Source organism: Micromonospora saelicesensis (genome assembly GCF_900091575.1).
In the GTDB taxonomy this organism is placed as follows: Bacteria; Actinomycetota; Actinomycetes; order Mycobacteriales; family Micromonosporaceae; genus Micromonospora; species Micromonospora saelicesensis.
This window is the reverse complement of sequence record NZ_FMCR01000004.1, coordinates 451,992-476,733: the sequence shown is the minus strand read 5'-3', so window position 1 is coordinate 476,733 and position 24,742 is coordinate 451,992. Positions and strand designations below refer to the sequence as shown.

The 24,742-nt window shown below is 71.7% G+C and carries 27 protein-coding genes; 18 read left to right on the top strand and 9 right to left on the bottom strand.

Annotated elements, in window-relative coordinates; all coding sequences use genetic code 11:
* Positions 1-31: 31 nt before the first annotated feature.
* The 4 genes from GA0070561_RS20410 (at position 32) to GA0070561_RS20395 (ending at position 3,837) form a co-directional block, all read left to right on the top strand.
* Positions 32-805, top strand: coding sequence for a class I SAM-dependent methyltransferase (locus GA0070561_RS20410; protein ID WP_091403165.1), 774 nt, complete (start codon positions 32-34; stop codon positions 803-805).
* Positions 806-845: 40 nt separating this feature from the next.
* Positions 846-2,012, top strand: coding sequence for an acyl-CoA dehydrogenase family protein (locus GA0070561_RS20405; RefSeq protein WP_091403162.1), 1,167 nt, complete (start codon positions 846-848; stop codon positions 2,010-2,012).
* An 84-nt stretch (positions 2,013-2,096) separates the two neighbouring features.
* On the top strand, positions 2,097-3,155 hold the full coding sequence (locus tag GA0070561_RS20400; RefSeq protein WP_373861506.1) for a type III polyketide synthase: 1,059 nt from the start codon (positions 2,097-2,099) through the stop codon (positions 3,153-3,155).
* A 31-nt stretch (positions 3,156-3,186) separates the two neighbouring features.
* Complete coding sequence (locus GA0070561_RS20395; RefSeq protein WP_091403159.1) at positions 3,187-3,837, top strand: flagellar basal body-associated FliL family protein; 651 nt, start codon at positions 3,187-3,189, stop codon at positions 3,835-3,837.
* Between the two features lie 10 nt (positions 3,838-3,847).
* On the opposite strand, the gene GA0070561_RS20390 is transcribed toward GA0070561_RS20395, so the two are convergent.
* Positions 3,848-4,540, bottom strand: coding sequence for a hypothetical protein (locus GA0070561_RS20390; protein ID WP_091403157.1), 693 nt, complete (start codon positions 4,538-4,540; stop codon positions 3,848-3,850).
* Between the two features lie 328 nt (positions 4,541-4,868).
* Here GA0070561_RS20390 and GA0070561_RS20385 point away from each other — a divergent pair, with 328 nt between their 5' ends.
* Genes GA0070561_RS20385 through GA0070561_RS20370 form a run of 4 tightly spaced genes read left to right on the top strand, consistent with a single transcriptional unit; the run spans position 4,869 to position 7,644 of the window.
* Positions 4,869-5,354 carry a CarD family transcriptional regulator gene (locus GA0070561_RS20385; protein ID WP_007073334.1) on the top strand — a complete coding sequence of 162 codons (486 nt, stop codon included), beginning with the start codon at positions 4,869-4,871 and terminating at the stop codon, positions 5,352-5,354.
* A gap of 56 nt (positions 5,355-5,410) precedes the next feature.
* Positions 5,411-6,106, top strand: a complete 696-nt coding sequence (gene ispD, locus GA0070561_RS20380) for a 2-C-methyl-D-erythritol 4-phosphate cytidylyltransferase (protein ID WP_091403154.1) — start codon at positions 5,411-5,413, stop codon at positions 6,104-6,106.
* Between the two features lie 13 nt (positions 6,107-6,119).
* Positions 6,120-6,605, top strand: a complete 486-nt coding sequence (ispF, locus tag GA0070561_RS20375) for a 2-C-methyl-D-erythritol 2,4-cyclodiphosphate synthase (RefSeq protein ID WP_091403600.1) — start codon at positions 6,120-6,122, stop codon at positions 6,603-6,605.
* 10 nt (positions 6,606-6,615) lie between these two features.
* Positions 6,616-7,644, top strand: coding sequence for a tetratricopeptide repeat protein (locus GA0070561_RS20370; protein ID WP_091403151.1), 1,029 nt, complete (start codon positions 6,616-6,618; stop codon positions 7,642-7,644).
* A gap of 138 nt (positions 7,645-7,782) precedes the next feature.
* Here GA0070561_RS20370 and GA0070561_RS20365 read toward each other — a convergent pair whose 3' ends face one another.
* Positions 7,783-8,949 carry a homogentisate 1,2-dioxygenase gene (locus GA0070561_RS20365; RefSeq protein WP_091403148.1) on the bottom strand — a complete coding sequence of 389 codons (1,167 nt, stop codon included), beginning with the start codon at positions 8,947-8,949 and terminating at the stop codon, positions 7,783-7,785.
* Between the two features lie 94 nt (positions 8,950-9,043).
* On the opposite strand from GA0070561_RS20365, the gene GA0070561_RS20360 reads away from it, so the two are divergent.
* The 6 genes from GA0070561_RS20360 to GA0070561_RS20335 all read left to right on the top strand — a co-directional run bounded on the left by GA0070561_RS20360 (position 9,044) and on the right by GA0070561_RS20335 (position 13,921).
* Positions 9,044-9,913 carry a hypothetical protein gene (locus tag GA0070561_RS20360; RefSeq protein ID WP_091403145.1) on the top strand — a complete coding sequence of 290 codons (870 nt, stop codon included), beginning with the start codon at positions 9,044-9,046 and terminating at the stop codon, positions 9,911-9,913.
* Positions 9,910-11,106 (top strand): fumarylacetoacetase, encoded by a 1,197-nt coding sequence (gene fahA, locus GA0070561_RS20355; RefSeq protein WP_091403141.1) that lies wholly within the window; start codon positions 9,910-9,912, stop codon positions 11,104-11,106. Before GA0070561_RS20360 ends, fahA begins: the two co-directional genes overlap by 4 nt.
* A 176-nt stretch (positions 11,107-11,282) precedes the next feature.
* Positions 11,283-11,492: a DUF397 domain-containing protein gene (locus GA0070561_RS20350; RefSeq protein WP_030327888.1), complete on the top strand. Its 210-nt coding sequence runs from the start codon at positions 11,283-11,285 to the stop codon at positions 11,490-11,492.
* A gap of 144 nt (positions 11,493-11,636) precedes the next feature.
* Positions 11,637-12,119, top strand: coding sequence for an SRPBCC family protein (locus tag GA0070561_RS20345; RefSeq protein ID WP_091403139.1), 483 nt, complete (start codon positions 11,637-11,639; stop codon positions 12,117-12,119).
* 81 nt (positions 12,120-12,200) lie between these two features.
* Positions 12,201-13,457, top strand: a complete 1,257-nt coding sequence (locus tag GA0070561_RS20340; protein ID WP_091403135.1) for an outer membrane protein assembly factor BamB family protein — start codon at positions 12,201-12,203, stop codon at positions 13,455-13,457.
* A gap of 101 nt (positions 13,458-13,558) precedes the next feature.
* Positions 13,559-13,921 (top strand): LPXTG cell wall anchor domain-containing protein, encoded by a 363-nt coding sequence (locus GA0070561_RS20335; RefSeq protein ID WP_091403133.1) that lies wholly within the window; start codon positions 13,559-13,561, stop codon positions 13,919-13,921.
* 68 nt (positions 13,922-13,989) lie between these two features.
* On the opposite strand, the gene GA0070561_RS20330 is transcribed toward GA0070561_RS20335, so the two are convergent.
* The 3 genes from GA0070561_RS20330 to GA0070561_RS20320 form a co-directional block, all read right to left on the bottom strand.
* Complete coding sequence (locus tag GA0070561_RS20330; protein WP_091403131.1) at positions 13,990-14,904, bottom strand: hypothetical protein; 915 nt, start codon at positions 14,902-14,904, stop codon at positions 13,990-13,992.
* 127 nt (positions 14,905-15,031) lie between these two features.
* Complete coding sequence (locus GA0070561_RS20325; protein ID WP_244166336.1) at positions 15,032-15,586, bottom strand: hypothetical protein; 555 nt, start codon at positions 15,584-15,586, stop codon at positions 15,032-15,034.
* A 223-nt stretch (positions 15,587-15,809) separates the two neighbouring features.
* The gene (locus tag GA0070561_RS20320; RefSeq protein ID WP_167362447.1) at positions 15,810-16,616 is read right to left on the bottom strand and encodes an AfsR/SARP family transcriptional regulator; all 807 of its coding nucleotides are present in this window, start codon (positions 16,614-16,616) and stop codon (positions 15,810-15,812) included.
* Between the two features lie 600 nt (positions 16,617-17,216).
* Here GA0070561_RS20320 and GA0070561_RS20315 point away from each other — a divergent pair.
* Together GA0070561_RS20315 and GA0070561_RS33110 are read left to right on the top strand one after the other, a co-directional pair.
* Positions 17,217-17,834: a hypothetical protein gene (locus GA0070561_RS20315; RefSeq protein WP_141710413.1), complete on the top strand. Its 618-nt coding sequence runs from the start codon at positions 17,217-17,219 to the stop codon at positions 17,832-17,834.
* A gap of 125 nt (positions 17,835-17,959) precedes the next feature.
* Positions 17,960-18,364: a hypothetical protein gene (locus GA0070561_RS33110; RefSeq protein ID WP_141710412.1), complete on the top strand. Its 405-nt coding sequence runs from the start codon at positions 17,960-17,962 to the stop codon at positions 18,362-18,364.
* Positions 18,365-18,468: 104 nt separating this feature from the next.
* On the opposite strand, the gene hisC is transcribed toward GA0070561_RS33110, so the two are convergent.
* The 4 genes from hisC to hppD all read right to left on the bottom strand — a co-directional run bounded on the left by hisC (position 18,469) and on the right by hppD (position 22,556).
* The gene (hisC, locus tag GA0070561_RS20310) at positions 18,469-19,572 is read right to left on the bottom strand and encodes a histidinol-phosphate transaminase (RefSeq protein ID WP_091403121.1); all 1,104 of its coding nucleotides are present in this window, start codon (positions 19,570-19,572) and stop codon (positions 18,469-18,471) included.
* Positions 19,569-20,561: an RDD family protein gene (locus tag GA0070561_RS20305; RefSeq protein ID WP_091403119.1), complete on the bottom strand. Its 993-nt coding sequence runs from the start codon at positions 20,559-20,561 to the stop codon at positions 19,569-19,571. The genes hisC and GA0070561_RS20305 overlap by 4 nt, the downstream gene beginning before the upstream one ends.
* 76 nt (positions 20,562-20,637) lie before the next feature.
* Positions 20,638-21,339: an RDD family protein gene (locus GA0070561_RS20300; protein WP_091403116.1), complete on the bottom strand. Its 702-nt coding sequence runs from the start codon at positions 21,337-21,339 to the stop codon at positions 20,638-20,640.
* A gap of 11 nt (positions 21,340-21,350) precedes the next feature.
* Positions 21,351-22,556 carry a 4-hydroxyphenylpyruvate dioxygenase gene (gene hppD / locus GA0070561_RS20295; RefSeq protein WP_091403113.1) on the bottom strand — a complete coding sequence of 402 codons (1,206 nt, stop codon included), beginning with the start codon at positions 22,554-22,556 and terminating at the stop codon, positions 21,351-21,353.
* 139 nt (positions 22,557-22,695) lie between these two features.
* On the opposite strand from hppD, the gene GA0070561_RS20290 reads away from it, so the two are divergent.
* Together GA0070561_RS20290 and GA0070561_RS20285 are read left to right on the top strand one after the other, a co-directional pair.
* Positions 22,696-23,199: an Lrp/AsnC family transcriptional regulator gene (locus GA0070561_RS20290; RefSeq protein WP_091403110.1), complete on the top strand. Its 504-nt coding sequence runs from the start codon at positions 22,696-22,698 to the stop codon at positions 23,197-23,199.
* 72 nt (positions 23,200-23,271) lie between these two features.
* On the top strand, positions 23,272-24,714 hold the full coding sequence (locus tag GA0070561_RS20285; RefSeq protein WP_373861562.1) for an outer membrane protein assembly factor BamB family protein: 1,443 nt from the start codon (positions 23,272-23,274) through the stop codon (positions 24,712-24,714).
* The last annotated feature ends 28 nt before the right edge of the window (positions 24,715-24,742 follow it).

The following is a 24,742-nucleotide window of genomic DNA, read 5'->3' as shown; positions in this document are numbered from 1 at the left end:
GTTACCGAGCAGTCGTGCCACGCTCGGTTCCATGCGAGACGTGGCTGCGGCCGGGGCGTCCACCGGTCCGAGGGTGCTGCCGCGAAACGATCCGCGTCAGTACGACGATCTGGCCGGTGAGTGGTGGCGGCCGGACGGCGCGTTCGCGATGCTGCACTGGCTGGCTGAGGCCCGTGCGGCGCTGGTGCCGCCGGCCACCCGTCCGGGCGCGTTGCTTGTCGATCTGGGTTGCGGCGCCGGCCTGCTCGCGCCGCACCTGGCCGGCAAGGGCTACCGCCACGTCGGGGTGGATCTGACCCGTTCGGCGCTCGTCCAGGCGGCCGAGCACGGGGTGCGGGTGGTCCAGGGTGATGCCACAGCGGTGCCGCTGCCCGACGGCTGCGCCGACGTGGTCTCGGCGGGTGAACTGCTGGAGCACGTGCCGGCCTGGCCGCGCGCGGTGGCCGAGGCGTGTCGGCTGCTGCGCCCCGGCGGTGTGCTGGTCCTGGACACCCTTAACGACACGGCGCTGGCCCGGCTGGTCGCGGTCCGGATCGCCGAACGGCTGCCGACGGTGCCCCGGGGCATCCATGATCCACGGTTGTTCGTGGACGCCCGGGCGCTGGTGGCCGAGTGCGCCCGACACGGTGTCGACCTGCGGCTGCGGGGCATCCGTCCGCAGGTCCGCGGCATGCTCGCCTGGCTGCTGCGCCGGGCTCGCGCGAGCCGAACGGTCGGTGCGGTGCCCGCCGGCCGCGCGCCGCGCATCGTGCCGACCCGCTCCACCGCCGTGCTCTACCAGGGCCGGGGGGTCCGCAAAGGATAGTCAGGCCGTGGCGGGGTATGGAACGCCGAGGAGGAACGAGATGACGGTGCACGCGCTTGAGGCAGCACGCCGGTTGGCGCCGCGGTTCGCCGCGCGGGCGGCCGAGCACGACCGGGACGGTTCCTTCCCCGTGGACGACTTCGCCGACCTGCGCGAGGCCGGCCTGTTCGGGCTGATGGTGCCCCGGGCGCTCGGCGGTCTGGGCGCCACCTTCGCCGAGTACGCCGCGGTGGCCACTGAGCTTGCCCGGGGCAACGGTGCAACCGCGCTGGTGTTCAACATGCACGCCTCGGTGACCGGTGCGCTGGGCGCGGTCACCGAGGAGTTGGCCGAGGCGCTGGGCGTACCGGACGAGGCGCTGGCCGCCCGCGACCGGCTGCTCAGCGCGGCGGCGCAGGGCTCCTGGTACGCGGTCGCGATGAGCGAGCGTGGCGCGGGCGCGCGGCTGTCCCAGCTGACCACGGCGTACGAGCCGACCGACGGGGGCTGGCATCTCAAGGGCAGCAAGACCTTCTGCTCCGGCGCCGGGCACGCGGACGGCTACCTGGTGGCGGCGCGCAGCGCGGCCGACCAGTCGGTGGTCTCACAGTTCCTGGTGCCGGCCGGCGACGGGCTGACAGTGGAGCCGACCTGGGACTCGCTCGGCATGCGCGCCACCTCCTCCCACGACCTGCACCTGGACGTCACAGTGCCCGCCGACCGGCTGCTCGGTGGGGTGGAGGGGCTGGCACTGGTGGTCGCCCAGCTGATGCCGCACTGGTTGGTGGCCAGCTACGCGGCCGTCTACGTGGGGGTCGCCCGTGCGGCGATCGACGCGGCGGCCGAGCACCTCAACGCTCGTAACCTGTCCGGTCTGCCGGCGGTGCGGGCCCGGTTGGGTCGGGCGGACGCGGCGACGGCCGCCGCGCAGTTGGTGGTGGCCGAGGCGGCCCGCCGGGTGGACGAGGCGCCCGGTGACGAGGAGACCAACCGTTGGGTGTGGCGGGCGAAGCTGCTCGCCGGGACCACGGCCGCGGAGGTGGCGGCGTCGGTGCTGGAGGCTGCGGGCACCTCGGCGACCCGCCGTGGACATCCGCTGGAGCGGCTCTACCGCGACGCCCGGTGCGGTTCGCTGCACCCGGCCACGTCGGATGTCTGCGCCGACTGGCTCGGCATCGCCGCACTGGGCGGCGACCCGGATCGTGACGGATCGGCACCGCGTTGGTGAGCCCGCCGCACCGGGCTCGCACGGAAGAACGACCAGCCGAGGTGGCTGGTGGGACGGCCAGGGGAGGACAGCATCTGACGAGAGGTGGGGATCGTGTTCGTACCAGTGATCGCGGGGCTCGGGACAGCGCAGCCGCCGTCCGCTTCGCAGGACGAGTTGTGGGAGGGCTTCTTCTCCCGGCACTTCTCCGGCACCACCCGGTCGTTGGCCCAGCGGATCTTCGCCAACTCCGGGGTGACCCGGCGGCAGGCCGCGGTCAATCCGCTGCTGGAGGACGTTTCGGACTGGCCGACGGAGCGCCGGATGCGCCGCTACCAGGTGGAGGCGCTGCCGCTGGGCAAGGAGGCGGTGGGTCGGGCGTTGACCGCGGCAGGGCTGAGCGCCGGCGACATCGGGCTGTTCATCGTCTGCTCCTGCACCGGGTACGCCACCCCGGGGCTGGACATCCTGCTCGCCCGGGACCTGGGCATGGCCGCGGACACCCAGCGGATGTTCATCGGCCACATGGGCTGTTACGCGGCGCTGCCGGGGCTCGGCGCGGCGAGTGACTTCGTCACCGCCCGGGGGCGACCGGCGCTGCTGCTCTGCGCGGAGCTGACCAGCCTGCACATCCAGCCGTCCAGCGCCCGGGTGGACACCCAGCAGATCGTCTCCCACGCGCTCTTCTCGGACGCCGCGGTCGCCGCCGTGGTGGTGCCGGGCGGCTCGGGGTACGCGGTGCGCGAGGTCACCGCCGTCACCGACACCTCGACCGCCGACCACATGACCTGGGACGTCACCGACGCCGGGTTCCGGATGGGGTTGTCGCCGAAGGTGCCGCAGGTGCTGTCGAAGCACGTCCGCGGGCTCGTCGACGATCTGTTGGCCCGGCACGGCGTCACCAGCTCCGAGGTGGACGGATGGGCGGTGCACCCGGGCGGGCCGCGGATCCTCAACGTGGTGGAGCGGGAGCTGGCGCTGCCCCCGCTGGGGCTGGCGGCGTCCCGGGCGACGCTGGATGAGCACGGCAACTGCTCGTCGCCGACAGTGCTGCTGATCCTGGACCGGCTGGGTCGGGCGACACCGGCGGCTCGGCGCATCGTCATGCTGGCCTTCGGCCCCGGCCTCACTCTGTACGCCGCCCTGCTCGATCGACAGGACTGAACCTCGTCGGGCCGGCCGGTACGCTCGGGGGGTGGATGCGACGGCGGACGACCGGCTGCGCTCGGTGGTGCTGTTTGGCGCGGCGGCGGCCGTCCTGGTCGTCGGCGGCTGGTGGTGGCGTGCCGCCGCGCCCGCGTCGACGGCAGGGACGGCTGTCCCTTCGGCGGCGGCGGTGCCATCGGTCGGGCCGAGCGTCAGCACCCCGATGGAACGTCTCCTCGCGGCTGAGGAGCCCGACGAGCGGCTGACGGTGCGGATGGACCCCAACACCGGCGAGGTCCTGCGGGTGCGAAGCGGCCCGCGGCTGGTGATCGACCCGGCGACGGGCTCGATCAGCGACATCGAGGGCGATCCCCGGGCGCTCTTTTCCGCGGGTGACCTGCCCGTGTTCCAGGAGACGATCTGGCGGGAGCAGCGGGACCTCGCCGCCGGCCAGGAAGTGATCCGGCAGGCCGGCAACCACGGCGCCCGCTACCTGCTCCAGTACCGGTGCACCCGGCCGGGCACGATGGCGGTGACGAGCGACGAGGCCAAGATCAACGGTCCGGCGCGCATCGACTGCGACGGCACGATCGCCAATGCCGAGGTGCTGCCCGGCGCCGGACCGTTCCAGGTGTCGCTGTCGGCCGCCGACCGGCCCATCGACATCCAGGCGCAGCTCGTCGCCCTGCCCCCTCGCTGACAGGGGCCGCTCAGGCGGCCAGGGCGCTCAGGTCGCCCCGGTAGGAATCGACAGTGCCCAGGTCGGGCAGCACCCGGGTCACTGTGCCGGCCCGGTCGACCAGCAGGGCTGTCGCGGCGCCGGGGCGGGCCGGCAGGCTCAGGAACGAACGCAGGCCTCCGGCGGGGTCGGCCAGGGCGCGAGCCTGCCGCCCGATGGTGGGCCTGGCTGGCGCCGTCCGCCCTCCGGTGACGGTGACCACGGAGACGCCGGCGGGCGCGGCCGTCAGGGCGTCGGTGACCCGGTCCGGGCAGGGGCAGCCGTCCAACAAAATGATCATGGCGGGTAGCAGGCCGCGCAATGGCACTGGTGCGTCGTCCGCGTCGACCAGGTCCAGTGCGGGCAGCGCCCGACCGACGAGGGACGCGGGTGGCGAGTAGGGGGCCGGAGTCGGCCGGTCGGCGCCGCGGTTGGCGCGGGGCCAGGTGACCGCCAGCAGGCCGGCCAAGGTGGTGAGGACGGCCACCAGCAGGACCACCAGCGGCAGGCCCAGGGCCCGGTGACCGCCCGGGAGGCCACTGGCCCGGCGCAGCTCACGGCGGATCTCAGCGGCCTCGGCGGCCAGCGCGGAGGCGTCGTCGGGAACCACCACGCGGCCCCATTCGGGCGGTAGGCCGGGCAGGCCATCGGCTGGCCCGTGACCCTCTGCGTCCGGCTTGCCCATCGGACCTCCTGGAAGCGTCTCGAGAGCGGAGTGCGGCTCGGTCTCCAGGGTCGCGCACCAGGGGCTCCTCCCGCTACATCTGGGCGCAGTCCTGCTGGCCGGGCTACCATGGGAGGAGCGCATAGCCCTTGATCTCGACGTTCTGTTCACCCGTACCGGGCAGTCATTTCCGCGTTACGGAGCGTGTTCGAACCATCGGTTTGACCGCCTGTCAAGCTGAAGCAAGACCTCTCACAGGGCCCCTGAGCTGCGCCAACGGTCAGGACATCGGTGAGACATCGGTGCCTGAGCGTGTTACCCTAGACACAGCGAAAGGGGTTTCGAACCTATGGTTTTCAGTGTCGGCGAGACCGTTGTTTACCCCCACCACGGGGCCGCACTCATCGAGGCAATCGAGACTCGGGTCATCAAGGGCGAGCCTAAGCAATACCTCGTCCTGAGGGTCGCGCAGGGTGACCTGACGGTCCGGGTGCCGGCCGAGAACGCCGAGATCGTGGGCGTCCGTGAGGTGGTCGGCGAAGAGGGCCTCGGGAAGGTCTTCGACGTTCTGCGGGCTCCGCACACCGAGGAGCCGACCAACTGGTCGCGGCGTTACAAGGCCAATCTGGAAAAGCTGGCTTCCGGCAACCCGCTGAAGGTCGCCGAGGTTGTGCGTGACCTGTGGCGCCGGGAGCGGGAGCGGGGCCTCTCTGCGGGCGAGAAGCGGATGCTCGCCAAGGCCCGCGACATTCTCGTCGGCGAGGTCGCGCTGGCCGAGAAGAGCACCAAGGATGAGGCGGAGACGCTGCTCGACAAGGTCCTCACCGAGGCCTAGTCCGCACAGCATCGTCGTACCCACATCGTAGTGAAGAAACCACCGAGGACCGCGACGTGACCGCGCAGCTCAATCCGCGCGGTGACGTCGCGGTCCTCGTGCCTGCGGCGGGTGCCGGCGTACGGCTCGGCCCCGGCCGACCCAAGGCGCTGCGCCTGCTCGCCGGTGAACCGCTGTTGGTGCACGCCGTGCGTCGACTGGCCGCCGCTCCGTCGGTGCACACCATCGTGGTGGCCGCTCCGGCCGCCGAGGTGCAGGCCGTCCGCGAGCTGTTGGCCCCGGTCGCCCCGGTGATCGTGGTGCCCGGCGGTGCCGAACGGCAGGCGTCGGTGGCCGCTGCGCTGGCCGCGGTGCCCGCCGGCCCGACGATCGTCCTGGTGCACGATGCCGCCCGGGCGCTCACCCCACCTGATCTGGTCGAATCCGTCGCGGCGGCGGTGCGTGGCGGGCGTGACGCGGTGATCCCGGTCCTGCCGGTCGTCGACACGATCAAGGAAGTCGGTGCCGACGAGGTGGTGCTCGGCACCGTCGACCGTTCCGCCCTGCGCGCGGTGCAGACCCCGCAGGGTTTCCGTCGGGCCGTGCTCAGCGCCGCCCACGCCGCCGCCGGTGACTCCCTCACCGACGACGCCGGGTTGGTCGAGAAGCAGGGCGTCGCGGTGAGCTGCGTGCCCGGCTCGGAGTACGCAGTGAAAATCACCCGACCGTTCGACCTGGCACTGGCCGAGCATCTGCTTGCCGCTGCCGGTTGACGCGTACCCTCTGATCATGATCGTTCCCCGGGTGGCCATCGGCACCGACGTGCACGCGTTCGAGCCGGGCCGGCCCTGCTGGGTGGCCGGGCTGCTCTGGCCCGATCAGGACGGCCTCGCCGGGCACTCGGACGCCGACGTGGCCGCGCACGCCGCCTGCAACGCGCTGCTCTCCGCCGCCGGTCTCGGTGATCTCGGTTCCGCCTTCGGGGTGGGTCAGCCGGAGTGGGCCGGCGCGTCCGGGGTGGCTCTGCTGACCGAGACGGCCCGTCGGGTGCGCGCCGCCGGCCTGGAGATCGGCAACGTGTCCGTGCAGGTCATCGGCAATCGCCCCAAGATCGGCCGGCGCCGCGCGGAGGCGCAGGAGGTCCTCTCCGCCGCGGTCGGCGCCCCGGTCACCGTCTCGGCGGCGACCACCGACGGGCTCGGCTTCGCCGGCCGCGAGGAAGGGTTGGCCGGGGTCGCGGTGGCCCTGGTGTACGACGCGTCGGCCGCCTAAGCTCGCCGCGATGTCCAGCGACCCCGCCCCCGACCAGTCCGCTGCCGACGGCTACGTCCAGCGGGCCCAACTCCTCGCCGAACTCGGCCGCTACGACGAGGCGGCCGGGGAGCTGGCCTACGGGTTGGCCCTCCAGCCCGATGACGTCGACGCGCTCACCATGCTGGCCCGGGTGCACCTGGCCGCCGGCCGCCCGGCCGAAGCGCTCGCCGCCGCCGACACGGCCGTGGCCGCCGCGCCGGAGGCCCTGCCGCCGCTGGTCGCCAGGGGCATGGCCCTGGCCGACCTGGAGCGCTACAGCGACTCGGCGGCCACCGCCGATCGGATCCTCACCCTCGGCCCGGCCGACGCGTACGCCCAGCGGAGCGCCGCGGCGATCCTGGCCGGCGCCCGCAACGGTCAGCCGGCGCTGAACGCGGCCTGGCGCGGTGTCGAGTTGGCCCCGCAGGAGCCGCAGGCGCACCTGGTGCTCAGCCTGGTCGCCGCCCGCCTGGACCTGTTCGACCTGGCCGAGCGGGCCTACCGGGAGGCGCTGCGGCTCGACCCGCGGATCGGCGAGGCCGGCCACGACGTGGGTGTCATGCGGCTGGAGCAGCGCCGCTGGTCGGAGGCGTTGGAGCACGTCGCCGAGGCGGTGACGGTCAGCCCGAGCCGGATCGACTCGCCACGAACCCTCGCGTACGGGCTGCACCGCCTGGTGCTCTACGGCGCGGGCTGGTCGCTGGTGGCGGCGGTGCTGGTCGCGTTCGCGGCGTCGGCGGGTGACGGGTTCTCCCGTGTCCTGGCGGTGCTCGCCGCCCTGACCGGCGGGATCATCGTCTGGCAGCTCGCGGCCCGGCTGCCCGGGCTGACCCGGACCGTCCTGCCCGCCCTGCTGCACTCGGACCGGGCGATGGCCCTGGCCGTCTACGCCGTGGCCGCCGCGCCGCTGCTGCTGCTGGTGTACGCCATGGTCGGCTCGCCGTGGCCCCTGGTGCTGGCCATCGCCACCACGGCGGTAGCCGAGTTCGCCGTGTTCACCAGAACCGCCATCCGCTGACCCACCCCCGGCATAACCCAGAAGATCACCAGCGTCGCGTAGCTCGACCAGGTCAGGGGTTTCGCCGGAGCCCGCCCGCGTCGGGATCAAGCCTGACCGCCCAGAGCGGGTGGGCTCCGGCGAAACCCCAATGGGCGACTACACGGAACGCGCCCAGGTCCAGGCGTAACCCTCGTCCTCGCAGGAGCTGGCGGCGTCGCAGAGATCCAGCGGGCGGAAGGTGTCGACCATGACGGCCAGCTCGTCGAAGTAGTCCGCGCCGATGGAACGCTCGGCGGCACCCGGCTGGGGGCCGTGGGTGAAACCGGACGGGTGCAGGGAGATCGAGCCCTGCTCGATGCCGGAGCCGCGCCGCGCCTCGTAGTTGCCCCCGGTGTAGAAGAGCATCTCGTCGGAGTCGACGTTGTGGTGGTTGTACGGCACCGGGATCGACTGCGGGTGGTAGTCGACCTTGCGCGGCACGAACGAGCAGATGACGAAGTTGGGCCCCTGGAAGGTCTGGTGCACCGGCGGGGGCTGGTGGATGCGGCCGGTGATCGGCTCGAAGTCGTGGATGGAGAACGCCCACGGGTAGAGGTGCCCGTCCCAGCCGACCACGTCGAACGGGTGGTGGGCGTAGACGTAGCGGGTCCAGCCGCGCCGGTGCCGGACCAGCACCTCGACCTCCTCACCGTCGACGAGCAGCGGGGCGTCGGGGCCGCGGACGTCCCGCTCGCAGTACGGCGAGTGCTCCAGGAACTGGCCGCGTACGGAGAGGTAGCGCTTGGGCGGGCCGATGTGCCCGGACGCCTCGACGGCGAGCAGCCGGACGGGCTGGTCGCCGGTGGGCACCAGCCGGTGGATGGTCGAGGTGGGGATGACGACGTAGTCACCGGCGACCGCGTCCAGCACCCCGAACGGGGACTCGACCCGCAGGGTGCCCGACTCGACGTAGAGGCAGTGGTCGCCGGTGGCGTCGCGGAACAGCGGTGAAGGCCGGTCGGCGAGGACGTACCCGATCCGAACGTCGTCGTTGGCGAGCAGGTACTGCCGGCCGAGGATGGGGTCGGAGCCGCCGGTGTCCAGTTTGTGGGTGCGCAGGTGGCGGGGCTTGAGCGGCAGGTTCGGCGTCCGGGTGAACGCGGGCGGGGTGAACTCGTCGGCGGCCAGGATCGCTGTGGGCGCGTGCCGGTGGTAGAGCAGGGACGAGTCGGAGGAGAAGCCCTCCTGGCCCATCAACTCCTCGGCGTAGAGGCTGCCGTCGGGCTGCCGGAACTGGGTGTGGCGCTTGCGCGGCACCTCGCCGACGCTGCGGTAATACGGCATCTCGCCTCCCGATATTTCCCGTTCACCGGCCGAAGGCGTCCGATAATCGGACGCTGTTGTCCGTTCCTCGTAGCGTCCCGTACATTCTTGTTCCGTGTCAACGCAGGTGCCAGCACTCCTCCACGGCCTGGTGGACGACGCCGCCGTCTTCCCACCGGGCAGCGCCGCGCTGCACGACGCCCTGGCCGCCCACCGCCAGCACCGCGCCGCCTGGTACGCCGATCTGGTCGGCCCACTGCTGATCCCCGCGTCGGACGTGGCCGCCGGTGAACTGAGCGGTCTCGTCGACCCGGGCGAGGGCCTGGTGGTCGGCGTGATCGGTGACACCGGGATCGGGAACCTGCCGTTCGCGCTGTCGTTTCTCGCCCCCGACGGCGTCGCCGCGCGTCAGGTCGAGGTGGCGGTCGCCAAGCGCGGCGAGGACCCGCTGCCCGGCATCGCCGAGTTGCTGCGGCTGACCGACGAGCTACCGGGCGTGGAAGCCGTCTACGCAGAGCTGCCGCTGACGTTCGGGCTGATGGGCGCACTGGATGCGCTCGTCGCCGCGCGGGCCGACGGGGCGCCGATCGCGGCCAAGTTCCGCACCGGCGGCCTGGCCGCCGAACTCTTCCCCACCCCGACCGAGCTGGCCGCGGTGATCTGCGCCTGCCGGGACCGGGGCCTGCCGTTCAAGCTGACCGCCGGGCTGCACCAGGCGATCCGACACCTGGACCCGGAGACCGGGTTCACCCACCACGGCTACGCCAACGTGCTGGCCGCGACCCTGGCCGCCGCCGACGGCGACGGTGTGCGCTCGGTCGCCGAGCTGCTGACCGTGGTCGACCCGCGCCCCCTGGTGGAGCGCACGACGGCACGGCTGGACGGGCCTCGCCCCCTGTGGGTGGGCTTCGGCTCGTGCAGCATCCTGGAACCACTGACCGATCTGATCCGGCTTGGGCTGGTGAACGGGGGCTACGACGCATGACCTGGGTGACCGGCGCCGACGGTTCGCCGTACGGGGTGACGAACCTGCCGTACGGGGTGTTCCGGCGAAACGGGGGTCCGGCGCGGATCGGCGTACGGATCGGGTCCTGGGTCTTCGACCTCGCGGCGGCCGAGGCCGCCGAGCTGGTGCTGGCCGCCGGCACGCTGTGCCGGCCCGTGCTCAACGACTTCATGGCCCTGGGTCGTCCGCAGTGGACGGCGGTACGGCAGCGGATCACCGAGCTGCTGACCGACCCGGCGCACCGGGACGCGGTGGAGCCGCTGCTGGTGCCCCTCGACGACGTGGAGCTGCTGCTCCCCATCGAGGTGGCCGACTACGTCGACTTCTACTCATCCGTTCACCACGCGTCGAACGTCGGGCAGATCTTCCGCCCCGGCCAGCCGCCGCTGCTGCCCAACTGGAAGCACCTGCCGATCGGCTACCACGGGCGGGCCGGCACTGTGGTCGTGTCCGGCACGCCGGTGACCCGGCCGACCGGGCAGCGGGCATCCGCCGAGGGCCCGGTCACCGGCCCGTCGGTACGCCTCGACATCGAGGCCGAGGTGGGCTTCGTGGTGGGCGTACCCAGCGCGTTGGGCGATCGGGTTTCGGTGGACGACTTCGCCGAGCACGTCTTCGGGGTGGTGCTGGTCAACGACTGGTCGGCCCGCGACATCCAGGCCTGGGAGTACCAGCCGCTCGGCCCGTTCCTCGGCAAGTCGTTCGCCACCTCGGTCTCGGCCTGGGTGACGCCGCTGGACGCCCTCGCCGACGCCTTTGTGCCGGCCCCCGACCAGGACCCGCCGGTGGTGGACTACCTGCGGGACGTGCCGCACCTGGGCCTGGACCTGCGTCTGGCGGTCGAGTGGAACGGCGACCAGGTCAGTGAGCCCCCGTTCGCCACCATGTACTGGACCCCCGCCCAGCAGTTGGCGCACCTCACCGTCAACGGGGCTTCGCTGCGCACCGGTGACCTGTACGCCTCCGGGACCGTCTCCGGCCCGGACCGAGGACAGGTCGGCTCCTTCCTGGAACTGACCTGGGGTGGGGCCGAGCCGGTCACTGTGGGTGGCGAGAGCCGTACCTTCCTCGACGACGGCGACACGGTGACCATCACGGCCACCGCCCCGGGCCCGGACGGCACCACCATCGCCCTCGGTGAGGTATCCGGCACGGTTCGTCCGGCCCGCTGAGCGGGCACCCGCCATCCGTCTCGTGCACGGGACCCGTGATCGCACCGGCTGTGCGATCACCGGCCCCGGTTGATCCGTTGATCGTCCGGATTCCGTTGCCACACCGCGCAATCCGAGCCGGGATCTGCCCGGCCGCCAGCGGTGGGGCAATCCCGACGCACACGGAGGTAACGACGATGCACGATCTTGCGGGCGCGGTCTGGCGTACCAGCAGCCGCTCAAACGACCAGGGGCTCTGCGTGGAAGTGGCGGACAACCTGGTCGACGTCCATGGTCTGGTCGGGGTCCGCGACTCCAAGGACCAGGCCGGTCCCACACTCGCGGTCAGCCCGCCGGGGTGGACGGCGTTCATCGGCGCGATTCGGGCCGGTCGCTTCGAGCGCTGACCGGCGCTTCGGCGCCGGTCGACGACGACCGGTGCCGAAGCGACCGCCCAATCGGACAGCGTGGCCCCCGGGTGGTGGAAATTCCGCTCCGGGGGCCCCGTCCGGCCCTCACTCCGCGTACCGTCGGGGACACGGGAGGGTGGCATGTCGACGGTGGCGATTACCGGGATCATCGAGGCGCACGCTGTCGACGTCTGGCGTCTGCTGACCGACCTGCCCGGCCGCGCGGCCCGCTTGACCGCAGCCGGCCCGATCGAGGTGCTCACCCCGGGTTCGTTCGGGCCGGGCACCTCCTGGCGCGAGGAGCGGGTCCAGCCGGGCGGCGGCACGCTGACCGAGGAGTTCCTGGTGGTCGAGGCGCTCGCGCCGCAGCGACTGGTGCTCTGTTCCTCCGGCACCGGCGCCGACTACCGCATCACCTGGAGCCTGCGACCGGTCCGCCGCCGCCGTCGGGGTTGCACCGCGATCACCGTCACCCACGAGGCGGTGCCGACCGCTCCGTACGGTCGGGTGGTGGCGCTGCTGCTCGGCGGGCTGGCCGCGCGGGCGGTCGAGGCGGCGCTCTGGCGTGATCTCGCCGACCTCGCCGTCGCGGCCGGCGCCACCGGCTCCGTCGAAGCCGCCTGAGGGCCGGGCGGTCAGCCCTCGCCGTGACCTGAACGGGGTCCGGCCCCCTCCGCTGGGTAGGGTGCCGGGCGGAGGTGCGGCATGAGGTTCCCGAGAGGCCGGCGACGGCTCGCGATCGCGGTCGCGGCGCTGCTCGCGACGGCGGCCGTCGTGGTCATCGTCCACCGGGTCCTCGCACCGGCAGAGGTGAGCACTGTGGCGCGGGCCGACTATCCGGCCCCGGCCCGACCGGCTGCCGGAGTGATCGGTCGGTTGCCGGTCGCCCCGTTGATCGTCGACGGGAGACTGCGGGTGTACGCCGCACACCGCCAGGTCTACGCCGACCGGCCGGTCGACGGTCGGTACCGGACCAGCCCGTTCTGGTCGTACCGGCGGTGGCCGGCGGAGCTGACCGGGGTGGTGGCCGGCGGTAGCACGGTGGTCAGCCGCTGGTCCGACGGGCGGCTCGTCGCACTCGACGCCCGGACCGGCGGGGTGCTCTGGCGAGCCGACGGCCCGAAGCCCGTCGAGAGCACGGCGCCGGTGCGTCGTACCTGGGCGGCGACCGTCTGGGATGCGCGCGGGCTGCAGCTCACCGACCTTCCCGACGGGCGGACCGTGCTGGTGGTGACCGGGGATGCCCAGGCGCGCGGGGTCGAGCTGAGTGGCGGTCGGGAGCTGTGGCGGGTCGAGCTGCCGGGCAGGTGCCGTAGCGATGTCGGCACCACCGCCACCGGGCAGCTGATCGGCCTGGACACCTGCGCCGGGGCGGCCACCGTCGAGTTCCGGGACGCGGCGACGGGCGAGGTACGTGAGCGTTGGCGACCGCCGGGCAGCCCGGACGGTTTTGTGGTCACGCCGCTCGGCTGTCGTACCGGCCGGTCGGACTGTCTGGGTCTGCGAACCGCCGGGCCGGGTGACGAGGGTGGTCGGGGTTGGTTGTTGGCTGCCGGTCCGCCGGTCGCCGCCCCCGCGCTGGACCCGGCCGGCGCCGCGCTGGTCGGTGAGCAGTCCGTCGCCGTGCTCGACGGGGTCGTGGTGGGCCGATCGGCGCGTACGGGCACCGAGCTGTGGCGGTCCGCGGCCCTGGGCGCGCCCCGGGTGCTGGCTGGGCAGCCTGGCCGCGTGCATCTGCTGACCGAGGCGAACGATCTGGTGACGCTGGATCCGGTGACCGGCAGGCAGTTGTCCCGCTTCGTGCTCAATGTCGGCTCGGACGGGACCGGCTGGGCCCCCGGGGCGGTGACGGCCGAGGACGGGTTCGTCGCGATCGAGCGGCTTCGCAAGCCGGTCGACCCCAGCGGCGACGACCGGCGCTACTACTACACCGGCGAGACGGTGATCCTGGCCGCCACCTGATCGTGGCGTCCTCGGCCCCGGAACACCGAACCATTCCGTTCCCTTTGTCATAAAAGGGTACGTTTTTCATGGTTCAGGTTTCCAGTGGAAGGGGTCCGCGCATGGCCAGGACGGCAGCCAACTACCTCGTGGGCGGCGCGCTCGCCGCCACCGCGAGCCTGGCGTTGGCGGTGTCGCCGGTGCTGGCCGCCGACCCCGCCTCGGCGCGGGGGTTCGGCGTTGTCCGGGCCGAGCCGTCGGCGGGCACGGGCGTCACCTTCGAGATCCTGCCGGCGTCGCCGACCCCGCCCCCGACTCAGCCGCCGCCCACGTCCACACCGACGGCACCGCCCCAGCCCACACCGAGTCACGGCGGTGAGTTGCCGGTCACCGGGTCGGGCGGGTCGGCCCTGCTCCTCACAGTGCTGGGCGCAGCCCTGATCGTCGCCGGGTGGTTCGCCGCCCGCCGGAGCCGGCCGAGCTGACGGGCCCGCCGCAGCCGGCCGAGCTGACGGGCCCGGCCGGAGCTGGTGGTCGGGCTGCCCCGCGCGGATCAACGGCCGGCCGAGGTGCGCTCCCTCGGGCGGCGAGTGGGAGGCCGACCGGACCGGCGGGCCAGCATGGCGAGTCCGACGACCAGCAGCAGGCCCACGACGGCCGCCGCCACGGTCCACCCGGAGAAGATCCGGGAGACGACACTGCCCCGTTTGCCGACCTGACCAGCGTCGGGGAACGTGACCTGCGCGGTGATGCTCCGCTTCACCAGGCCGCTCTCCAGGTTCACCTCCGCCTTCCAGGGGCCGTTCGGCAACGTGGTCGGGAGTCGGACGATGACCTGCCCGGAGGCGCCCGGTGCCAGCGTGACGCCCTGCCCGACCGGAAACGGGCCGGCCCGACTGCCGGCCGGGCCATCGCTCAGGAGGACCGCGCCGGTCAGGTCGAGGGCACGGCCTCCGGTGTTGGTGACCTGGACGGTCATCGACGGCTCGCCCTCGGGGCTGCGGGCAGGGCGTACCTCGCCGATCGAGAAGTCGGAGGCGGGTTCGCCACCGGGCCCGATGTCGAGGTACATCCGGACTCCGACCCGGTGGACCTGCATGATCTCGCCGCCGGCCCGTGGCGTTGAGGCGGTGGATGCCCAGACCACCCCGTACCGCTCGCCCCGAGAGGCGGTCTGCGGCACAGTAATGGTCGCTCGGACCCGGGTCTCGCCCCACGGCCCCAGCTCGACCGAGCCTTCGTCGACTGTGACCCAGGAGGTCAGCTCGTTCTCGGCGCGACCCTCGCCGAAGCGGAACGCCGCATTCTCCAGGGTCGCGGCCGCCGGATACACGTCGACCCGACGGGTCTGGTCGGTGCGGTTGACGATCAGCAGTTGCCGCTTGATGGTGGTGCCCGGCGGTAGGTGGTCGACGATGTAGCGCAGCGCCCGGGGGTCGGTGCGGCGCTCGGTCGGGGCTTCCAGCAACCGGATCCCGATGGTGCCGTCGTCCGATCCCGCTTCCGGCTCGACCGCGCCGGCCCGGGTCGACAGACCCGGACCGGCGAGGCAGAACAGGGCGAGGGCGACCGCGATGGTCGACCGCCCCCGGCGGCTACGCCACCGAATGTGTCACCGTGCCGCTGTAGACGCCCGCGATGCTGTCCAGCGGGACGTTGACTTCCAGGGTGGGGTTCCAGCTGACGGTGTTGCCGCCGGTGCCGCCGGCGTGGGTGAACGCGGTGAGCGGGGTGACGCTGTCCAGCGGGTCGGCGTCGCCGGCGGTGGCCTGCCCCGGCGTGAAGGTGCCGTCACCGGTGAAGGCCGTTGCCGGGCCGGACCAGTAGTCGATCTCAGACGGAAGGACCGTCTCGGGCGGTGAGCCGCCGCCGGTCTGGAAGACGCTCGCGGTCACCGAGGCGACCCAGGAGGCGTCGGCGGCGCCTCGGGAGTCGGTCACCGTCACCACGCCGAGCTGGCCGGTGATGACGCCACCGGGGGCACCGTCACCGAGGTCGGCGGCGGCCGGCGCGACGATGTCGAGGGTGCCGACGAGCACCTCGAAGGTGGTGTCGGTGGTGTCGGTGGGCGCGGCGGCAGCCGGCGCGGCGAGGAAGCCCACCATGGCAGCAGCGGCCGCCCCGGCCAGACAGATCTTGGCAGTACGCACTGTTCGTTACCCCGTTTTCTCGAAGTGAGCCGGAGTGAGTCCTCGGCACAACGGCTACTTCGGAAGATAGGGCAGAAAGAACGCAAAGTCGGACAAACAGGGCTTAGTTCACGATTGAGGTTGAGGGCCGTCTGGTCCGGCCTGCGATGGCCGAAGCGGGTAGGCGCAGGCGGCGTACGGATCCAGCCGTCACGCTGCGAGCCGTCGGCCTCGCCCTTCTCCGTCAGGCCACTCGGGCGGTGAGGTTGGAGTGCTGGGGTCGCGGTTCGGCGTCGCGGCCCAGACTCACCAGTAGCTGATCGGAGAACAGCAGGGCGTCGTCGCGCCGGAGTGCTGCGTGGTGAAGAGTCTGCAGCCATGATCCCGGGTCCACGCCAAACTCCCGGCGCAACGTGGCGCGGGCTGCCGCGAAGATGCGCAGGGCCGCCGGAAGATTGCCGGCCCGGTAACACGCGACGAGCATGAGCGCTGCTGACTTCTCCCGGGCGAGGTTCGGATCATCGATCTCCGGCAGCCCGGCAATGGCGGAGAGGCCGTCGCCGCTGGCGATACGGGCGGCAGCGAGGTCCTCGGCCAGGGCGAATCGTTGCTCGCGGAGCATTGCGAAGCGATGGTCGAGCCACCCCTGAGCGGCCACGTCCTGGCCCGGGGTTTCGGCCCAGAGCGCCGATGCGCTTTGCAGTGCCTCAACCGCGCCGCGGAAATCCGAGCGGCTCATCGCCCGGCGGCCCTCGTTCCAGAGTTCGTTGGATCGCGTGAGATCCAACTCTCCGTCGAGAATATCGAACCGGTAGCCGCCATGGACGGTTGCGAGACGTTCGTGGAGTTCCGGACTTATGTCAGCAAGGAAGCGGCGCAGTTTGGCGATGTAGGTCCGCACGTTCGCGTCTGCGGAAACCGGCGGGTCACTCCAGATGGCAGCGGCCAGGCTGGTCGAGCTGACGTTCTGCCCACGTCGAAACAGAAGAGCCGCGAAAATGCCTTGGACGCGTCCTTCCCGTGGGAAGTGGAAGGCATTGTCTACTGTCACGCCCGGAGATCTGAGTAGTCGGAACATCATTTGGCACCCCCGTTGTCGCTCACCGTCAGGGTGGGCAGCGACAGGGACGCTACATCGGCCCGCGCATCGAGGCAACGGATGCTCTCGCCATTATTTAACGGACTTATCTAGAGTCGATGCGCCTTGCGGCTGGTCGACCGTTTTGTCGCTTCGGGGGCCAAGGCTCCCGCGCGGAGTAACTCGTCACCTGGAGTAACTGGGGCGGGAGTAACGGAAAGACAAGTGACGTGGTCACATGACGGACCGGCGACGAGGTGCCAGGGGCTTGATTGGTGTGGCCGCGACACTCTGTAACCTCCGTATCGACCTGTCCGGCAGGCCGCTCTTTGCCCGTCGACGCGACCACAGAGCGCGTCGAATCCGGGCACACGACTGGTTCTCGAACTCGACGATTCGGTCGAGTGTGCGCTGCGCTCACCAAACCGGACGGCCGGAACGACGCGATCCAATTCGGGCGGGGACGACTCGGCCGCCCGCCCTGGCGGACGGCGTGTGCTGCGAATGTGCAGCGCTGGTGCATCGGAGTGAAAGGCTGCGATCTCCACCGCAATAACGACCAGGGATGTGGCGATGAGTAAAAAATCTACAGGTCTGCTCCGAGCATTTCCCATTGCTGCGACCGTCGTCGCCGCCGTACTGCTGCCGGCAGTTCCTGCCATGGCGGCGGGCGGGGTCACGCCGGCGGCCTCCGAGGACCTCGTGCCGATCCCGGCTCCGATACCTCCGAAGGGTGAGCAGGGCCCTGAGTTCGGCACCCAGGCGGAGTACTGCACTCCGGGGACCTACCTCTACTCGATGACCAACACCACCAACACCTTCGACGCGAAGTTCCGTACGTCGGTCATCAACAACACCAGTTCGGCGAAGAGCTTCAAGTTCACCGCGACGAAGACGGGCACCACGACCTTCACGGTTTCGGTCTCGGTTTCGGCTGAGCTGAAGGCGGCAATCTTCGCCAAGATGGAAGCCACCATCAACGCAGGCGTCGAACAGAGCAACACGACGTCCTATGGTGTCGAGGTCAGCGGCACCGTCAACGCCAACTCCACCCTGTACGGCGATTATGGCAACTGGAAGGAGAACGTCAGCTGGAAGTCGCACTACGTCTACAGCAACTGCAACACGGCCTCCGAGAACTCGGGCAGCGCCTACGCGCCCTACCGCGAAGCCTGGAAGCTCTACTACTGACAGTGCCCGCCCGGCGGCTTGACGACCGAGGTGACGTTCATCAGGCTCGTCCGGGCCTGGATTGGAGACGCGAGATGCGTGCTGGTCGTTCCGCCGTATGCCTGGCCATCGGCATGGTCGTCCCGTTGCTGATGGTCAGCGGCTGCACCGGTGACACGGCGAGACGATCGGCGGAGCCGTCCGAACGCCCCTCACCCACCGTGCCGAGCCGGCCTTCCCCCACTCCGGAAGCGCCGACGGGGTGGTTTCCGGCCGGTCGGGTGCTGCTGGCCGGCCCGCTGGCAGAGCAGAAGGAAGCAACCATTGCCGATGTTGTTCCCAGTGGGGCCAGCTTCACTGTGTATTTCGTCTGCACCGGAGGAGGTCGGATCGCACTGAACGTGAAGACGGCCGCTCCGCTGCGATATCCGTGCGACGGGGTGCCCAACCTGTCGCAGGTCTACGTCGACAAGGGCGTTTCGACCGATCTTGCCGTCGGGGTCGAGGGTGAAGCGCAGTGGCGACTGGCGGTGGTCGACGGAGCGCCCTAGTCGGGTACTGGCGGGCGGGGCAGCTGAGTGCTGTCCCGCCCGCCCCGTCTTTCGTTACCTGCCTGTGTGCCGGTGCGGTACCGCCCGCTAGGGCGAGCTGTCGCTCAGGCCAGGGCGGCCTCGGCCGCCGCCAGGAACGCGTCGTTCTCGGCCGGGGTCCCGATGGTGACCCGGACCCCGTCTCCGGCGAACGGCCGCACGATCACCCCGCGCGCCTCGCACGCCTTGCCGAACGCCACGGCCCGCTCGCCCAACGGCAGCCAGACGAAGTTGGCCTGGCTCGTCGGCACCTCGGGCACGAACTTGCGCATCGCCTCGGTGACCCGGTCCCGCTCGGCGACGACCAGGGCGCAGCGACGCTCCATCTCCGCCACCTGGGTCAGCGCGGCAAGTGCCCCGGCCTGGGCTGCCGTGCTGCTGGAGAACGGGGTCGCCACCTTGCGGATGGCGGCCGCCACCACCGGCTGGGCAACCAGCCAGCCCATCCGCAGACCGGCGAGCCCCCACGCCTTCGACAGCGTCCGCAACACCGCCACGTTCGGCCGGTCCAGGTAGTCGAGACCGTCCGGCACCTCCGCGTCGGTGACGAATTCCCGGTACGCCTCGTCGATGACCACCAGCACGTCGTCCGGCACCGCGTCGAGGAACCGGTCCAGCTCGGCCCGGCGCAGCGCCGTACCCGTGGGGTTGTTCGGGTTGCAGACGAAAATCACCCGGGTCCGGTCGGTCACCGCCGCGGCCATCGCCGCCAGGTCGTGCCCGTGCCCGGCGTCGTTGGGCACCCGCACGCTGGTCGCGCCGCTGGTCGCCACGATGATCGGGTACGCCTCGAAGGACCGCCACGAGTAGAGCACCTCGTCGCCGGGCAGGCAGGTGGCACGCACCAGGTGCTCGGCCAGCGCCACCGAACCGCAGCCGGTGGCGATCCGATCGGCGTCCACCCCGTACCGCTGGGCCAGCGCGTCCCGCAGCGCGACCACACCCATGTCCGGGTAGCGGTGCGAGGTGGTGATCGCCTCGGTGACCGCCTCCACCACGCCGGGCAGCGGCCCGTACGGTACCTCGTTGCTGGCCAGCTTGATGGCCTCCGGCAGGCCCAACTCCCGGGCCAGGTCGGCGGGGCTGCGCCCCGGCACGTAGCTGGGCAGCGCGTCCAGGTCGACGCGGGTCAGCCGCAGCGCCGGCTGATGACGTCCGGAGTCGGTCATGGGGTGCCTCCCGGGGGCTGGTTACGGTCGTTCGAGGGGGCGGTGTCGGTGTGTTGGGGGACTTCGACGACCACCGTCTGCGCGCGCTTGTCGTGCAGCGCCTGGCGCAGAGGGTGGTCGAAGAGGGGGGAGAGAGCGTCGACCAGTTGCAGCACCAGGCCGAGCCCGGCGCAGTACCAGAGCAGCGTCGGCAGGCCCAGCGTGCTCCACCGGCTCAGCGCCCGGCGGACGCCCAGCGGCTGGTCGGCGGCCATCGGCACCGCCCGGATCCGCATCACCCGCTTGCCGACGGTCTGCCCGCCGGAGGCCATTGTCGGCACCTCGTACGCCAGCCAGAGCGCGGTGGCGATCAGCAGGATCGCCACCAGCAGAGAATTGGCCTGCTCACTGGGGAGCGGCAGGCCGTCCGCGGAGGTGTCGCCGCGGGACGCGCGCCGGAAGACCTCCTGCCAGTACGGCGCCCACTCCTGAGCCCAGCGCCAGACGAACCAGCCGTTGACAACCACGTTCAGTGCGAAGACGAGGCCGAAGTCGATCAGCCGGGCGACCAACCTACGGCCGTAGCCGGCCAGCCTGAGGCCGTGCGGTCGAGGCTCGGGCGGTCGTCCGGGCCAGCCGGGGTGACCGGCCGGAGGCGCCCAGCCGGGAGGGGCCCCCGGCGGGGTCCAGCCCGGCGGACCGCCCTGCGGGCCCCAGCCGGGAGGGCCAGCCTGCGGTCCCCAGCCCGGGCCGTGCCCCGGCTGCGGGCCGTACCCAGGGGGTGGGCCCTGCTGGGGCGACCAGCCCGGCGCGCCGGTCGCCGAGTCGGGGGTCGTCGACGCCGCGGGCGCGGCCGGGGTGACCGGCGCGGGCGGCGGCTCGGCCGGCGGAGGACCGTCCGGCGGGGTCGCGTCGACGGGGATGGGCGCACCGAGCCAACCCTCGCCGTCCCAGTAACGCCGGGTCTCGGTGTCGGCGGGGTCGACGTACCAACCAGGTTGAACGCTCACGCCGTCGCTCCGCTTCGCTGCGCCACGGCGCGACGCGCCACGCTACTGAGCCTGCTGGTTCGCTCGCTACGCTCGCTCACTGGGACACCTTAACGACGACCGTCCCAGCGAACTTGTCGTGGAGGCACTGCTGCCACGGCTTGTCCCAGAGCTGCCAAAACCCGTCCAGGTAGCTCAGCCCCGGGAAGAAGCCAGAGAGCTGCTGCACCAGGAACCGCTTCGCGGCGGCCCGGCGGTCGAGGGAGCGCGTCGGATCCAGCGGCACGATCCGCAGGTTCATCATCTTCTTGCCGAAGGTTTGACCGGTCTTGAACATCATCTCGACGTAGTAGACGTACGCGAGCACGAGCGAGATCGCGATGACCCCCAGGTCGATCCAGATCAGGGGCAGCATGAGGTCGTGAAAGAAGTCGACCTCGCCAAGCGAGCCGTCCGACGCGAACAGTGAGATGTCGGGCGCAACGACAACGAGGAAGATGATCGCCGCGGGCACCGCGAGCACCAGGCCGACCACCATGAAGACCGCGGAGTCGAGCAACATGGCCAGGAGTCGATCGCTGAAGCTGGCCAGCGGCTGTCCGCCCGGGGTCAGCGTCGGAGGCGGGGCCGCCGGTCGCGGCGGTCCGCCATAGAACTGCGGTGGGGCGTACCCGGGTGGGGCGTACTGCGGCGGCGCGGCGTACCCGTAGGGGTGTGGGCCGGGTTGCGGCGCGACGCCGCCGGGGGTGGGTCGGGGCCCACCGACCGGCGGCGTCGGGTACGACGGAGGTTGCGTCACGCTCGCAAGTGTTACAGGTTGCCGCGGGCTTCCTGCTCCCGCTCGATCGCCTGGAAGAGCGCCTTGAAGTTGCCCTTGCCGAAGCCCAGCGAGCCGTGCCGCTCGATCAGCTCGAAGAAGACCGTGGGACGGTCCTGCACCGGCTTGGTGAAGATCTGGAGCAGGTAGCCGTCCTCGTCCCGGTCGACCAGGACCTTGCGGGCCTTCAGCTCCTCGATCGGCACCCGCACGTTGCCGATGCGCTCGCGCAGCTCCGGGTCGTCGTAGTACGAGTCCGGGGTGTCCAGGAACTCCAGGCCGGCCGCGCGCATCGCGTCGACGCTGGCCAGGATGTCGTTGGTGGCGACGGCGATGTGCTGCGCGCCCGGGCCCTGGTAGAACTCCAGGTACTCGTCGATCTGGGACTTCTTGCGGGCGATCGCCGGCTCGTTGAGCGGGAACTTCACCTTGCGGGTGCCGTTCGCCACGACCTTGCTCATCAGCGCCGAGTAGTCGGTGGCGATGTCGTCGCCGACGAACTCCGCCATGTTGGAGAAGCCCATCACCCGCTTGTAGAACTCGACCCACTCGTCCATCCGGCCCAGCTCCACGTTGCCGACCACGTGGTCGACGGCCTGGAAGAAGCGCTTCGGCTGGATGCCGGCGTCGATCATCGGCTGCCGGTCCACGATCGGGCCCCGGGCCACGAAGCCGGGCAGGAACGGGCCGGTGTAGCGGGACCGGTCGACCAGCGTGTGCCGGGTGTCGCCGTACGCGGCGATGGCGGCCATCCGGACGGTGCCGTGCTCGTCGGTCACCTCGTGCGGCTCGACGACGCTGGCGGCGCCCTGCGCGATGGCGTGCGCGTACGCGGCGTCCACGTCCGGGACCTCCAGCGCGATGTCGCTGATCCCGTCGCTGTGCCGGGCCACGTGCTCGGCACCCTCGGCGTCCGGGCGCACCGTGCCGGTCAGCACGAACCGGGCCGAGCCGCTGGTCAGCACGTACTGGGCGTGGTCCCGGTAGCCCTGCTCGGGGCCGCGGTACGCCACGCAGGTCATGCCGAAGGCGGTGGAGTAGTAGTGGGCGGCCTGCTTGGCGTTGCCGACCAGGAAGTGCACGTGGTCGAGGCCCCGCACCGGGAACGGGTCGTGGCTGATGTCGTGGTCGACAGCTCCGACGAGCCGGTCGACGTCGACGTCCTCGGTCGACTGGGGTCGGTCGATCGCCTGGGTCATGGTGGGCTCCCTCGCGTACCGGCCGGCCTTGTGGGCCGCCGTGGTCGGTTCTTGTGGCGAGGATCGCTGCCCCGGCGCCGGGTGGGCAACTGTTGGCAGAAATGCTGGTCAGGTTGCGCATTCGGTATGGTCTTCACTCATGAATGGTGAGCAGAATGTACAGCTCGACGCGCTCGACGTGCGCCTGATCGAACTGCTCGCCGAGGAGCCGCGGATCGGGGTGCTGGAGTGCTCCCGGCGGCTCGGGGTGGCCCGGGGCACCGTCCAGGCGAGGCTGGACAAGCTCGTCGAGCGGCGGGTCATCGAGGGCTTCGGCCCCGAGATCGCGCCGGCCGCGATCGGGTTCGGGGTGACCAGCTTCGTCACCCTGGAGATCAGTCAGCGGCACGGCCACGACCCGGTCACCGCTCACCTCGCCGCCATCCCCGAGGTGCTGGAGGCGCACACCATCACCGGCTCCAGCGACCTGCTCTGCCGGATCGTGGCCCGTTCCAACACCGACCTGCAACGGGTCATCGACCAGATCGTCTCGTCCGCCGGCATCACCCGCGCCTCGACGATCATCGCGCTGGCCGAGCAGATCCCCTACCGCACGCTTCCGCTGGTACGCAGTGCTGTTCGGGCCGAGGGAAGGGTGCTGTAACACCTCCGAGCGCAGAAAGCGCGGCGACACGGCGGCGCGGGCGTACGGAAGATCCGTGATCGTGGCTACGGTGTGCGGGTGGCGAAGGGGAGCGTGCGCGGTGGGCTGCTGCTCGGCCTCGCCGTGGTCGTCGCGCTCGCCGCCACCGGCGTGTGGAACCCGTTCCCCGGCCTGTGGGACTGGGTGGACCGCAGCGAACCCATCTCCGAGCCCGACGTGGTCTGGCAGCAACGGGTCGGCGGCACTCCGCGCAGCGTGACCATCGCCGGCGACGCCGTCGTGGTCGAGCAGCGCACCCGGGTCGAGGCTCGCAGCCTGGCCACCGGCGCCCAGCTCTGGGAGCGCAAGGCGGACTGGGCGGCGGTCGCCGGCGGCGACCGGGACGCGGTCGTGGCAGTGGGCAAGCTCCTGGTCAAGGGGTACGAGCTGCTCGACCCGACAACAGGGGTGACCCGGCGGCGTGACGATGACGCGGTGGCCGTCTGGACGTACCGCAACCTGCTCCTCGACGCCAGGTGCACGGACGCCACCGACTGCACCCTGAGCGCCTGGGACCCGCGTGGCACCGCGCCGCTCTGGACGGCCTTCCTGCCCGGGGTGCACAGCGGCCTGCTCGCCGACAATCCGGGCCTGCGCGGCACCCGCCGGCTCACCGCCACCCGGATCGACGACGGCGTGGCCGGGGCGGAGGCCGCGCCACCGCTGCTCGGCTTCCCGGTCGACGGTCGGGTCCACGTGGTCGACACCGCCACCGGCCGGGTGCTGCAGAACGTCGAGCCCGGCCGGGAGGAGCGGCTCTCCGTGGTGGGCGGCCGGCTGCTGCGGATCGCCGCCCGCTCCCAGGACGGCACCTGTTACTTCGCCATCTCCGCCCGGGACTCGGCGACCGGGCAGGAGGCCTGGCAGCGGGCCGGCATCAACCTGCGCACCGCCGACTCCGCCGGCTGCGTGCAACGCGAGGACCCGCAGGGTGCGCGGAACGTGCTGATCGGCGTCGCCCCGGACGGCCGCGAGGCGGTGATCGACGGGTACGACGGGCGGCTGCTCTGGGTCGGTGAGCCGGGCACCAAGTTGATCGCGGTGGACGACCGTTCGGCGGTGTTCCGGGCCGCCGACAAGCGTTCGGTCATCGCCCGCGAGTTGGGCACCGAGAAGGTGCTCTGGACGCGACAGGCCAGCGGCAAGGCCGGGGCCGCGCTCACCCCGTACGCGGCGGTGGTGGCCGACGAGAAGCCGTCCCGGCTGGCGGCACTGGACCCGCGCACCGGCCGGGAGTTGGCCGTCCTGCGCACCTCGGCGAACGCCCTCGCCATCGGGTCACAGGGCATGATCATCGGCGAGGGGCGGGAGATCGGGTACGTCCGCTTCGGCGCGTCCGGGGGCTCGCCCACCCGACCGCCCGGCGACGGTGGGAATCCCGGGCCGGGCGGCCCCGGCCCCGGCGGGCCGAACAACGGCGACTGCGGGCCGAAGGGCGAACTCTGCCCCGACCCGGGCGGCGGCAAGGACGGCTGAGCGGGCCGTTCACCCGATGATCGACCGG